The sequence below is a fragment of the Natrinema zhouii genome, assembly GCF_013456555.2.
GTDB classification, from domain to species: domain Archaea; phylum Halobacteriota; class Halobacteria; order Halobacteriales; family Natrialbaceae; genus Natrinema; species Natrinema zhouii.
The window spans coordinates 3,251,496-3,263,790 of sequence record NZ_CP059154.1 but is presented as its reverse complement, the minus strand read 5'-3'; the positions used below and the strand labels follow the sequence as shown (position 1 = coordinate 3,263,790).

Genomic DNA, 12,295 nt, shown 5'->3' with positions numbered 1-12,295 from the left:
TGACCACGAACCAACGTGATTTCTCACAGATCACTGGAATTTGCTTCTGCACGGTCATTCCCTCCTGCCAGAATACGCAATCCGAATAGTCATGTCGATATAGACGCACATGCGAGCCAGTGCTATGGCTGACAGGAGATCGGTTGCGACGTACTGCGGGTTCGCCGGGGCAATCGTCTCACTAGGGGCGATCGTGCTCGCCACGATCGTCGCACCGTCCGAGACGTTCACGTGGCAGCGACGGGCGCTCTCCGATATGGGTCGCTACGGTGCGCCGACGTTTCTCCTGTTCAACGGGGGACTGATCGTCGGCGGACTGATCGGCCTGCCCTTCGCGTGGCGGCTATGGATCGAGAGCCGTAACGCCCTCGAGCGCATCGGTACCGTGCTACTCGCGGTCGCCGTCGCCGGGATGATCGGTGTCGGAGTGTTCTTTCTCGATCATACGACGCTCTACCTCGAGCGGAACCTGCACGGTTTCGCGGCGCTGACCGTATTCGGCGTCCCCCCGTTTGCAGGGTGGATATACGGCACCGGAGCCGCGCTGGCCAGCGACGGTCGCCTCGCGATCGTTTCGTTCTGGTTCGGAATCGTTCACCCGCTGGTCTGGCTGGGATGGCTGCTGTCCCTCAGCGAGAGCACCGATACCGGCACGTGGTTCGCCGTCCCCGAGTTCATTGCTGCCCTCGCTCTCGGCGGCTGGATCGCCTCGCTGGCACTCACCATCTATCGTCGGCACGACAGCGAACTGGACGTATCGGGCCGTTAGCGCTTCCGTCCGCTCTTGCGACGCTCGGCCACACAACGCTTAAATCGAAACCGTTCGTACACACGGGTATGCATAAAGACGAACTCCTCGAGCTTCACGAAGAACTCGTCGTCATCATGGAGTACTTCTCGGAGCGCGAGGAGGTCGACGAAACGCTGTTCGATCACTACCGCCAGCTCGACGTCGATCCCTCGCACGTCCACAAATCGAAGAGCGAGCACAAACACGCGGTCTTCGTCCTCGGCAACGCCCTCGCGAGCGCGATGAGCGAAGACGAGTTCTCGAGCGCCGGTCGGATCGGCAAGCGGATGAAGGAGCTCGCCGAGGACGCAGAATCGAAGATATAGGCAATTTCTAGGCGAAACGTATTTGGTGTGGTTCCCGCTTGTTGACGTATGGACTCGCGCACGCAGGAGCGCGTCGAGGAGTGGGACTCCCGCCCCTTCAACGGCGGTTTCGATGGTCTCTCCGATCTCGCTGCTGGTGATTTCTCGGGTGCCGTATCGGCAGCCGGTACGTGGCTCTTTATGCTCAACGGCCGCATCGTCGGCGTCATCGACGGCGATATCGAGGACTTCGATAACGCCTCGGGTACCCAGTACGAGGCTCCCCACCCGTCGCTCCCCTTACTCTATACGATGGAGGAACGGGGCGGCGAGGCACGGGCGAAATATTACACCAAGGAGACGCCTCTTCGTGAGGTCGACAGCACGCTTCAGAGCGGCTCGTTTACCGGCTACGTCGAACTGAGTGAGAACGTGCTCAGCGGCGACTACTACGCCGTCTACTACGGCGGTCGCCGGATGGCCGCGGCCTACATCGGCAACGCCGAACGGCTGCTCACCGGCGACGAGGCGTTCGAGCGAGCGGCCGACGAGGTTGGCATCTACACGGTCACCGACGTCGAGATCGACATCATTGACGTACCGGGAACGGGCGACGAGCCCGATTCGGGATCGGCGACGGAATCGACAACGGATTCCGAGCCGTCCGACCCCGCGGTCGGCGTCGGCGCTGCCGATTCGACATCCGATTCGACCGCCGACGCGACGAGCCATTCGATCGATCCGATCGACATCTCGAGCACCGATGCCGTCGACACCGACGACGCGACCGGGAGCGACTCGATCGAAGACAGCACCGTCGACGACGAGCCGTCGGTGTCGTCGGAGGTCGACCTGACGGCCGATCCAACGGGTATCACGACGACCGACGAGAGCGAGGCGAAACAGGAGTCGACCACAGCGGGCATCACCGAATCGGGGCCGTCCGTCGATCGCGAATCGGATCCTCGTCCTGACGAGACTGACGCGGACGACGAACGCGAGCTATCGGAGCAGGACGCGACCACGGAGCTCGAGTCGACCGAATACGTGGATCCCGACGCCGCACCCGTCGAGCCGACTGCCCCCGAGACGGAGGCCGAGTCGGAAGCGGAATCAGCGTCGGAACCGACGCCGGCAGAGCCCGGAGTCGAAGCGTCGCCTGCCAACGAGTCCGCCTCGAGTCCCGACCTCGCCGAGGTCGAGGCAGCGGCCGAGGAACTCGAACAGAACGATATTTCCTGGGTCGACGAGGACGATGGCGTGGACGAGGATGAGGACGATGACGAGGTAACGGGGAACGGGGACGACGAGACGACAGCAGTCGAATCGTCCAGTGACGAATCCCCCGCCGAGGCCGAGGAGGCGAGCGAGGACGACGGACTCGAGGAACAGTTCGAACGCGAGGAGGAGTGGCGCGAGACGCGGCGTATTCCGTCGATCGATCCGAAGAATAGCAAGGCGGCAGTCAACGCGAGCGCGGGTGCCCGCGAGACGAAATCGGATCGGTCGTCGACGGAGCAGTCATCGCCATCGGCCGACGCGAGTTCGGCTGACACTCCGTCGAGCGATGCTCGAGCGGACACACGGTCCTCGGAGGGTGCCGAGCCACCGACGGAGACGTCGACAGCGGCGACCGCGACCGCGGCCGCGTCCGACTCGCGCAGGGATGGATCCCAGGACGCGGAGTCGGGGAGCGCAGCGGGAGCGGCCGCCGACGCGACCGATGCACAGAGCGAACGGGTCGCGGCGCTCACCGAGAAACTCGAGACGCTACAGGAGCAACGCGATGCGCTCGTGACGAAAGCCAACGAACTCGAGGCCGAACGCGACCGGCTGCGGTCGGAAAACGAGGAGCTCTCCGGGACAGTCGAGCGACTCCAGTCACGGATCGCGGCCCTCGAGACGGAACTCGAGCGGGCCCGCGAGCGCGGGGCCGACGACGCGGGAGCAGGGGGAGCCGGAGCGAGCGCAGGGACCCAGCTCTCGCCCCAGCAGGCGCTCTCGGGGACGAACCTCTTCGTTCGGTACGGGTCGAAGAGCCAGCCGACCCTCGAGACGGCCCACGACGGCACCGTCGATCGCGACGAGGTCGCGTCGAATCTGCGGCTGGAACACCACACCGGGTTCGACTCGAGCGACGCCATCGTCGACGGGGTGCCCTACGAGGAGTTCCTCACGTCGACGATGGAGCACCGGTTCGTCACCTGGCTCACGGAGATCTTACTCTACGAGATCCGCGACACGGGCAACGCGGACGGGTTGGGTGACCTGTACGACGCGATCCCGCGGATCGATCGGGCCGAGCTCGACGCGACTATCTCGCTCGCGGACGACGAGACCGAGGACGTTCCCGACCAGGTAACCTTTGATCTCGTCGCGTTCGACAAGATGGGGAACCCGCTCGTGTTAGTCACGTTGAACGACTCGCGGGAGCCGGCAACACAGGAGCTGCTCGGCGAACTCGAGGAAGCCGCCTCCGCGGTGAAGGCGAACTATCCGGATCTGGCGGCCGCCATCGCTGTCACCTCGAGTTACTTCGAACCCGGCGCGCTCGAGGTGGCCGAGCAGGCCACGAGCGGCGGCTTCCTCAGCCGGGGCTCGAAGCTGAGTTACGTCAACCTCTCGCGGAAGGACGGCTACCACCTCTGTCTGGTCGAGTCCCGCTCCGAGGGATTCCACATGAACGTACCCGAGCTGTAGGCCGTCGCTATCGAATCCGAGTTCGGTTTTCTGTCTCCGTTGGTAGCAGTCGTCACCACTGTATCGAGAATGTCCACTGCCGATCGCCGAGTGAGAGCTGCAGACGATTCGTGTCCCTCCTGACCACCAAACCGGCGCGCGGTGGCGCGCGCTGTGCCGCGGCGAGCGGCACGAGGCCGAACGGAGTGAGGCCTCGAAGAGCGAACGGGGAGCGAATGCGAGGTCCGAGCACAGCGAGGTCCTCGAGAAGCGAACGGCGAACGACGTGAGCCGTGAGCAGCGACCCGTGAGCCGACAGCGAGTCGCGGTTCGACAGTGCGCGAGGGATGAGCGAACGACCATCGGGAGTGAGTGAATCGGCTGGGGAGGACGTGGCGATTCCCTGTTGCCAGTATGAGCGAAACGTTCACGGCCCTGCTGAAACCGCATAAATTGTGTGGTGACTGGCATATGAGCTACGCTATCTGGCAAAAAACGGCGGAAAGAAGTGCCGTCTGTCGGCGTCGCACCGGCTGTCAGTCGCGGGGACGGGCGACGACGTCCGAATCGGACGCGAGACTAGCCTTCGATCTCTGCGACGTCTTCGATCTTCATGCCGTCGAGCTTGTCGACGATGTCGTCGATCTTGCCGTCGAGTTCGTCGACGAACTCGGCGGTGCGCTCGGTCTTGATCGCTCCCTGACTCGAGGGCTCGATCAGGTTCTCTTCCTCGAGGACTCGAAGCGAGTAGCGAACCTTGTGGTGGGGGTATCCGGTTTCGTTCGACATCTTGACGATCCCGATTGGCTCGTTCTCGATAACCATCTTCAGGACCTGCAGATGACGTTCCAGCATATCGACTTCCTTCTCCAGTCGGTCTATCATGGCATTTGTTAACTTGTCTTTGTGCCTTTTAAAGGTTACCCTCGCGAGCTAGAAAGTCCACTGTCAACTAAATGTGTGTTCCTGTCAGTAGTTAACGCTTCCGATGCCGTCGGATACCGCTGCGCAGGTGGCCCGCCGTCGCACAGCTGCTGTGACGAGGCGAGAAAAACGCTCTCGCAAGTGCTCGAGCGCTCGAGCCGGCCGAAAGCCGGAGATTGAGTGCCGATACTCGAATCCAGTCGCCGCTCGGATGCGTTCGCGGCACCCGGGCTCCCCACCCGTATACCGTAATCTGTTTATCGGCCCGGCAAGAACCCGCCGCTGTTATGACCGTCACTATCGTCGGGTCGCAACTCGGCGACGAAGGCAAAGGTGGAGTCGTCGACCTCTACGGCGACGCCGCCGACGTCGTCGCCCGGTATCAGGGCGGCGACAACGCTGGCCACACCGTCGTTCACGACGGAACGAAGTACAAACTGTCGCTCGTGCCGTCGGGGGCCGTTCGAGGGAAGATCGGCATCCTCGGCAACGGCTGCGTCGTCAACCCCGAGACGCTGTTCGACGAGATCGACACGCTGCGAGAGCGGGGCCTCGAGCCCGACGTCCGGGTCGCCGAGCGCGCCCACGTTATCCTTCCCTACCACCGCGCGCTCGACGGCATCGAGGAAGCGGAGAAGGAGGATCTCGCCGCCGGGACGACCAAACGCGGCATCGGCCCGACCTACGAGGACAAGGCCGGCCGCCGCGGCGTCCGCGTCGGCGACCTGCTCGACCCCGACGTGCTCCGCGAGCGCCTCGAGTACGTCGTCCCCCAGAAGAAGGCCCTCGCGGAGGAGGTCTTCGACAAGGAGACCGGCGAGGAGTTCGACATCGACCACCTCTACGAGACCTACCGCGAGTACGGCGAGCGCCTCGCCGACGAGAACATGACCGTCGACTGCGGGACCTTCCTGCAGGAGCGGATCGACGCCGGCGAGAACGTCATGCTCGAGGGCGCGCAGGGAACCTCTCTCGACATCGACCACGGGGTCTACCCCTACGTCACCTCCTCGAACCCGACCGCGGGCGGCGCGACCGTCGGCACCGGACTCGGACCGACCGTCATCGGCGACGGCGAGGTCATCGGCATCGTCAAGGCCTATCTCTCTCGAGTCGGGACCGGACCGCTGCCGACCGAACTCGGCGGCGTCGAGGACCAGACGCCCGACTACGAGGGTGATGTAGGCACAACCGCGGATGAGGAGGAACTCGCGACCTACATCCGCGACGAAGGTGGGGAGTACGGCACCGTTACCGGCCGCCCGCGGCGCGTCGGCTGGCTCGACATGCCGATGCTGCGACACGCGGCCCGTGCGAACGGCTTCACCGGGCTCGCGGTCAACCACATCGATGTGCTCGCGGGCCTCGAGACGGTCGAGGTCGGCCACAGCTACGAGTTCGACGGCGAAGAAATCTTCACGATGCCCCCCACGACCGAGCAGTGGGGGCGCTGTGAGGCCACGTTCAAATCGTTCGACGGCTGGCCCGAGGTCGACTGGGCCGCGGTCGCCGACGACGGCTACGAGGCCATCCCCGAGAACGCACGGACCTACCTCGAGTACATCGCGGACGAACTCGACACGCCGGTCTACGCCGTCGGCGTCGGCCCCGGCCGCGGGGAGACCGTCATCGTCGAAAACCCGTACGAGTAGCGCGACGGTCGGTTTCTTCGATCACCGTCGGTTCCGCGCTCGAACCGCGAGCAGACCGCTCGATTCGTCACTACTGCACCCGTTACCGCCTGGTCGACCGTCCGATCACGAGCGACGTTCCCGAAACCTTTTGCTGGAGGCGACGAGCCTACGTAGTATGAAGGAGTCGTTGCTGGACATTCTCTGCTGTCCGCTCGATAAACACGACCTGGAGCTCGAAGACGCCGAATACGACGACGAGGAGGTCGTCAGCGGAACGCTCGTCTGCACCGAGTGCGGCGAAGAGTATCCCATCGAAGACGGGATTCCGAACCTCCTGCCACCGGATATGCGCGAGGAAACGCCGGCCTGACCGGCCAGATCTACCGTGCCACCAACCGAGGTCACCGTCCACGTCAACCGCGGGTCCGCCGAGGCGCTCGAGCCGTCGAGCACCTCGCTCGAGACCAACGGCTCGTTTCTCCTCTCGTTGCAGGGCCACGAGTCGCCCGCACACGTTCACTGTCGCCTCACGGGTGACCTCGAACGAATCGCATCGATCGAGGAGCCGAACTACTTCGTCGAACGGGACGGCGTCACGACCGTCCCGATCGCCGTCAATACCGACGTGATCGATCGCCCCGTCGACGGTCACCTCGAAGTAGTGACGGGCTACGGCTCGGAATCGATCTCGATCGCCGTCACCGTCGTCCCCGGACCGGCGGCCGTCGACGTCGACGAATCGCTCGCCGAACCCGCCCGTTCGGAACCCGAACCGACGGCGCTCGAGCAAGCGAGCGAACGAATCCCCGCCCTCAGCGGGCTCGAACCGGGAACGATCGCGGTGCTGGCGCTGGGCATCGTCGCGGTCGGAATCGCTGCGCTGACGGCGGCGTCGATCGGTTCCCCGGTCGTCACGGCGGGACTGGCAATGGTCGTCGCCGGGTTTGCCGTCGCCCTGTTTCTATTGCTTCAGTAACACGCGGATGAGTGTCGGCACGCACTGACAGTGCAAATTTCGGCCCGCGGCCCAGGGTATCAATTGCGGCAGGCTATAGCCTCGAGTGCAAGTCACAGCTCCAGGAGCCCACTTACAGCGTGGCTTCTGATTCACTTATCGACTTGTGTCGCCTCGAGGCCGTCCTCGTCGAATCGCTTGGCCCGAAGATACCGCGCCCGGTAGCGATTCGCACCGTCGTTGACGTCGGCCTCGCGGATTTCGTCGACTCGCCCCTCCGCGACCGCGTCGATCAGCTCCTCGAGCTGATTGAGTTCGCTCGTCGTGAGCTCGAGTTCGTAGGTTCGTTCTTCCTCGGACTCGAGGATAGCCCACTTGCGAGCGGCGGCGATCACGAGCGAGCAGGGCTCGCGACAGGGGAAGGGACCGTCGCCGCCGTCGGCGTCGAGTTCGTCGCCCTCCTCGTACTCCCACTCCCGCCGACGGAGACACTGGGAGTCGACGCAGCAGGCCTCAGCCATCCACTCGACGGCCTCGCGGGGGAGTTCGTCGATCACGTCGTAGATCCCGGTCTGTCGCTCGGCGGTCTCGAGCCAGTGGTCGACGTCGAGGCTCCCCTGTCGTTCCCGATGCCAGTTGGCGACCGTGGCGGGATAGAAGAACCCGACCGCGTCGACGAGGTCGTCGCCCGAGAGACCGGTGAAGGCCCAGCCGGCGGGGAGCGTCGGCGCGGTCTTCAGCGGTCGGTAGCGGCCGTCCTCGTCGTGGGTCGCGATCTCGCGGGCGGCTCGCGGCTCGTCGTACACCTCGAGGTCGGCGAGATCGCTCTCGGCGTCGTCGACGTGCCAGAGATCGTAGACGCGCTCGCCGTCGGGGTCGTCGATATCGACGAAGCGAGCCGTAATGGACAGCTGTCCCCACTCGCGGTCGATGCCGTCGCGCAGCGCGTCGTACCGTTCGTGGACGGCGAGCGCATCTGTTTCGGCGTCCGCGAGCGGCGCTCGCTCGCACCACCGGAGGAACGCGCGTCGCGCGGTCCCCTCGCCGCCGACGGTCTCCTGCCAGTACCGCCAGTTCGTGACGTACTCCTCGCAGGACTCGAGCGCCCGCCGAAACTCGGCGCCGTCGAGGCCGGTCCACCCGTTTTCCGGCGTCTCGAGGCTGTATCCATCGTCCGTTTCGCCGACGCGTAGGCCGTCGAACGCGACGCCCGACGATGCGTGTTCGAGCAGTGCCTCGAGGTCGTCCGTCGCCACCGTCACGCGTCAGTCCCCCGCACCCGCGCCAGCGTTCGGTTCGGGACCGGAGTCGGCCCCGGTCTCGGCGACCGATGCGGCGAGTTCGCGGACCGCCTCGCGGGCGTCGCCGATGTCGGCTCCGGCGTCGGCCGCCCGCTCGAGGAGGACGTCGGCCAGCAGGTCCTCCGTGCCGACGGCGCCGGTGTACCAGATCCGGTGGCCGTCGACCTCGCTCGGCACGTCCCAGCCGAGCCGGTAGTCCTCGGTCAGCCCCATGTCCTCGGGGATGTCCTCCTGCGTGTGGTAGCCGTCGGCGATAAAGAGCGGCACGACGACGATGTCGTCGCTCTCGAAGTAGTCCGTCACGTCGTCGACCTCGGGCTCCTCGTCCATGAACAGCGCTTTCACCTCGTCGAAGCGGTCGCGCTCGGCGATTCGGTCGCTGTGGTACTCGATGGCCTTCGCGGAGTTCTCGTTCCGGTCGGTGCCGTGGCCGACGACCGAGAGGCCGAATCCCTCCCCCACGTCCGGATTCTCGGTCGCGGTCTCGGCCCGCTGGACGATTACGTCCGTCATCGCGTCGTGCGTGCCGACCGGCCCGCAGTAGTGGATCGTCTTTCCGACGTCTTCGGCCTCGAGCGTGGCCTGTGATGCGCTGGTGCCGTCCGACTCCCACCTGTCGGGATCCCAGTCCTCGAGGCGCAGTTCCCGCGGGATGATTTGCTCGGTGAAGTACCCCTCGCTGATGAAGAGCGGGACGACGAACACCTCGTCGGACTCGAGGGTGCGGATCACCTCGCGGAAGTGGGGTTCCTCCTTCCAGAACGCCTCGCGGACCTCGTCGAACGCGCCCGTCTCGCGGATGGTATCCGCGTGGGCGTAGGTCGGATCCGAGGCGTCCGGATTCAGATGCGATCCGTGTGCCGCGATGACCAGCGCTTGCATGGTCGGCGCTTAGGATGGAGACGGTATAGGGACTTCGCTGCCGGCCCTCGTCGCCGGGTCCGGTGACGGCGCTGGATCCGGTTCGACCCCGCAAACGACGGCTCTCACGACGGCACCGAAACGTCGGTTCGCGCCTCGCAGCTCTCGTCGGTCGCTCGCAGCTCCGCGATCGCGGTGTACGTTCCCGGCTGGGGGTCGGACCACTCCGCCTCGTACGTCGTCGACTCGCCGGGGGCGAGGGTGTCCGAACTGATCACCTGCGCGAACACGCGACCCTCGGAGAACCGCCAGACTTCCGCTCCGTCCGCCGTGAGCACAAACTCCGCCGTACACGCGTCCGTAAACTCGAGTTCGACCGTCTCGTCGCCCGCGTTGGTGACGGTAAACACGAACAATACGGCGTCACCCGCGTCACCACCGGCCGTCTCGAGCGTTCCCTCGAGGCTCATGGCTCGAGGTTGGGGACCGTCGCGGATAGGTCTTGGCCGGCCCTCGATGTCAAAAAATGGCGGGACTGAACCGTGCTACCTCGAGAGGACGACGTTGTCGAGGTAGCTCGTGTCGTCGCCCGATCGGTACTCGCCGCGGATCCGGAGGGTCTCGAGATCTGCGAGGACCTCGCGGAAGCGCTCTTCGGTCGCGATCGGCTCCTGACTCGTCAGATCGATCCAGACGGCATCGGCCGAGAGCGGCGCTTCGAACGTGGACCACTCCTTGCCCGGATTGCTGTCCGGCCCGCGGAACTCGTAGACGAGTTTCGTGTCGCCGCTCGCGAGGAGAACGTCCCCGCCCTCGATCGGTTCGGCGTCGAACTGGCCGTCGGTCTGTGCCTGTCGCAGGTCGAAGGAGAGGGTCCCGCCGTAGAACGCTTCCCGGTCGCCCAGGAACTTGAACGGCGCTTGATAGTACCACGCGACGCCGCCCTGGTTCTCCTCGTCGCTGATGTGGCCGCCGGGACTGCCGCCGCTCTCGCGGTAGACGGGACGATTGCTCCCGCCGTTCTGCGAGATGAGCCAGCCGTCGGCGTCTCCGTCGAACGTGCTCTCGATGCGGTCCGCCGACGCCGGATCGGCCCCGGCGTCGATATCGTCCGTGTGAATCGTCTTCGTGAACTGCTCGGTTCCGTGTTCGTCGAACATGCCGATCGTCAGCGTTTCGCCGGACTCGTCGACCTCGATGGTACCGAAGTTGGCGTACTCGCCCTTGGCGAAGAACTCCGTCGGATTGAGTGCCGGATAGAGATCGTCCGGTTCGCCAGCCGGCGCACCCAGCGGCCCCGCGATGGCCTCGACGAACTCGAACTCGCCGTCGTCGTCCGGATCGAACGCGCCCACGACCGACTTGTGAACGTCGCCGGCGACGACGACCAGGTTCGAAATCGGTTCCGTCTGGACGTGCTCGATCACCTCGAGGAGTTCCGCCTCGTAGCCGGTTCGATCGGCCGGCGTCGCCCACGAGTCCGACGGATACCCCAGCGGGGCCGGCGAGGCGAGTAGCTTCCACGTCGCGTCGGAGTCGGCGAGGGCCCCCTTCAGCCACTCGAGTTGCTCGCGACCCAGCAGGGTCTTCGAGTCGAGGTCGACGTTCGGATCGCGGTACTGGCGGGTGTCGATGACGAACAGCTCGACGTGTTTCCCCCAGCGGAAGGAATCGTAGAACCGGTTCGACTCGCCCGGTTCGGCGTCGTCGTCTCGGTCGAGCGGCCAGTACTCCCGGAAGGCCTGCCGTCCTTCGGGCATCAGCGGCTCGATCGGCCCCGCGAAGTTGTTGATGACCTCGTGATCGTCCCAGACGGTGTACACCGACGTGGACTCGAGCAGCTCCCGTAGATTCGTCCGCTCCGCGATCTCTGCTGGCGGATCGCGCATCTCCTTGTACTTGTCACGGTAGATCTCGAGCGACTCGTCGATCGGTGTGTCCTCGGTGATCTTCCCGGCCGGCGTCTGCGCGTCGGCGTAGATCGTGTCGCCGTGATAGAGGAAGAAGTCCGGCTCTCGCTCGGCGATCGACCGCAGTCCGGGGAAGGGCGGCTCGATCGGGTCGTCTCCGTAGCCCCACGTGTCGCCACTCCAGGCGAAGCTGACGCTCGCCTCGTCGTCGGGGGCCGGTGCCGTCACGAACGTCCCGCTTTCGACCGCAGCGGGAATCGCGTCGTCGGCCGGTCCCTCACCGTTCCCCTGATTCTTCCGGGGTCCGCGTCCGTTTTCGGGGGTATTCGGGGTCTCTCCCTTCGGTCCACGACCGTTCCGACTGGATCGTTTCGAGCCGTTTTCCCCGCTTCGGCCCTGTCCTCCAGCCCCCGCACCGTCGTCTCGGTCGCGTAGCGGTCGATACGTCGTCTCAGTCGTCGTTGCCCAGACGTGGTAGCGGTACTCGGTGCCGGACTCGAGCCCCTCGAGTCGGACGTGGCCGGTGTAGTCGGTCTCGCCGTCGACCGTCGTCCGATCGTAGCCGACGCTGTCGAACGTCTGATCGTGACTGTACGCGACGTGGACGGTCGCGTCGCGTTCCGCACGCGCCCAGACCGTCGCCGTCGTCGCGGTAACGTCGCCCGCGGCGACGCCGTGTGTGAGTTCGACGAGAGGACCCTCACCGCCGTCATCGCTCCCGCCGTCCGTTTCGTCCGATTCCGGGTCCGCCGCTGCGGTTCCGACGAGGCCGGTCGACGCTGCGGCCAGTCCGATGGTCTGGAGAAATCCCCGTCGGTTGTTCGTCGCCGAATCGTCTCGTCCGTTGGAATGTCTGCCTGGCATGACTGCGGTAGCTTCTCCCCCGAACCGACACAATAATGTATATATTTTATATAAATTAAGCTGTGTTCTGTC

General features: G+C 65.2%; 11 protein-coding genes. 6 read left to right on the top strand and 5 right to left on the bottom strand.

The features are described from left to right. Nucleotides 1–124: 124 nt before the first annotated feature. The 3 genes from HYG81_RS34955 (at nt 125) to HYG81_RS34945 (ending at nt 3,795) form a co-directional block, all read left to right on the top strand. On the top strand, nt 125–769 hold the full coding sequence (locus HYG81_RS34955) for a DUF998 domain-containing protein (protein ID WP_180840769.1): 645 nt from the start codon (nt 125–127) through the stop codon (nt 767–769). Between the two features lie 68 nt (nt 770–837). Then, the gene (locus tag HYG81_RS34950) at nt 838–1,116 is read left to right on the top strand and encodes a UPF0058 family protein (RefSeq protein WP_098724042.1); all 279 of its coding nucleotides are present in this window, start codon (nt 838–840) and stop codon (nt 1,114–1,116) included. Nucleotides 1,117–1,164: 48 nt separating this feature from the next. Next, on the top strand, nt 1,165–3,795 hold the full coding sequence (locus HYG81_RS34945) for a DUF7527 domain-containing protein (RefSeq protein WP_180840768.1): 2,631 nt from the start codon (nt 1,165–1,167) through the stop codon (nt 3,793–3,795). A gap of 558 nt (nt 3,796–4,353) precedes the next feature. On the opposite strand, the gene HYG81_RS34940 is transcribed toward HYG81_RS34945, so the two are convergent. Beyond that, entirely contained in the window at nt 4,354–4,659 is a 306-nt protein-coding gene (locus tag HYG81_RS34940) for a hypothetical protein (protein ID WP_006429686.1), read from the bottom strand. Between the two features lie 326 nt (nt 4,660–4,985). Between HYG81_RS34940 and HYG81_RS34935 the strand changes: the two genes are divergently transcribed. From HYG81_RS34935 to HYG81_RS34925, 3 genes are all read left to right on the top strand, one after another. Next, nucleotides 4,986–6,350, top strand: a complete 1,365-nt coding sequence (locus tag HYG81_RS34935) for an adenylosuccinate synthase (protein WP_180840767.1) — start codon at nt 4,986–4,988, stop codon at nt 6,348–6,350. 157 nt (nt 6,351–6,507) lie between these two features. Continuing rightward, nucleotides 6,508–6,702: a methytransferase partner Trm112 gene (locus HYG81_RS34930; protein WP_180840766.1), complete on the top strand. Its 195-nt coding sequence runs from the start codon at nt 6,508–6,510 to the stop codon at nt 6,700–6,702. A gap of 15 nt (nt 6,703–6,717) precedes the next feature. Beyond that, a complete protein-coding gene (locus HYG81_RS34925) occupies nt 6,718–7,308 on the top strand; it encodes a DUF7524 family protein (protein ID WP_180840765.1) in 591 nt (196 codons plus the stop codon). A gap of 131 nt (nt 7,309–7,439) precedes the next feature. Here HYG81_RS34925 and HYG81_RS34920 read toward each other — a convergent pair whose 3' ends face one another. The 4 genes from HYG81_RS34920 to HYG81_RS34905 all read right to left on the bottom strand — a co-directional run bounded on the left by HYG81_RS34920 (nt 7,440) and on the right by HYG81_RS34905 (nt 12,223). Further along, the gene (locus HYG81_RS34920) at nt 7,440–8,549 is read right to left on the bottom strand and encodes a DR2241 family protein (protein WP_180840764.1); all 1,110 of its coding nucleotides are present in this window, start codon (nt 8,547–8,549) and stop codon (nt 7,440–7,442) included. Nucleotides 8,550–8,552: 3 nt separating this feature from the next. After that, a complete protein-coding gene (locus tag HYG81_RS34915; RefSeq protein ID WP_180840763.1) occupies nt 8,553–9,470 on the bottom strand; it encodes a CbiX/SirB N-terminal domain-containing protein in 918 nt (305 codons plus the stop codon). Between the two features lie 104 nt (nt 9,471–9,574). Continuing rightward, nucleotides 9,575–9,919: a BsuPI-related putative proteinase inhibitor gene (locus HYG81_RS34910; RefSeq protein ID WP_180840762.1), complete on the bottom strand. Its 345-nt coding sequence runs from the start codon at nt 9,917–9,919 to the stop codon at nt 9,575–9,577. A gap of 75 nt (nt 9,920–9,994) precedes the next feature. Continuing rightward, nucleotides 9,995–12,223, bottom strand: coding sequence for an alkaline phosphatase D family protein (locus HYG81_RS34905; RefSeq protein ID WP_180840761.1), 2,229 nt, complete (start codon nt 12,221–12,223; stop codon nt 9,995–9,997). Nucleotides 12,224–12,295 lie beyond the last annotated feature (72 nt).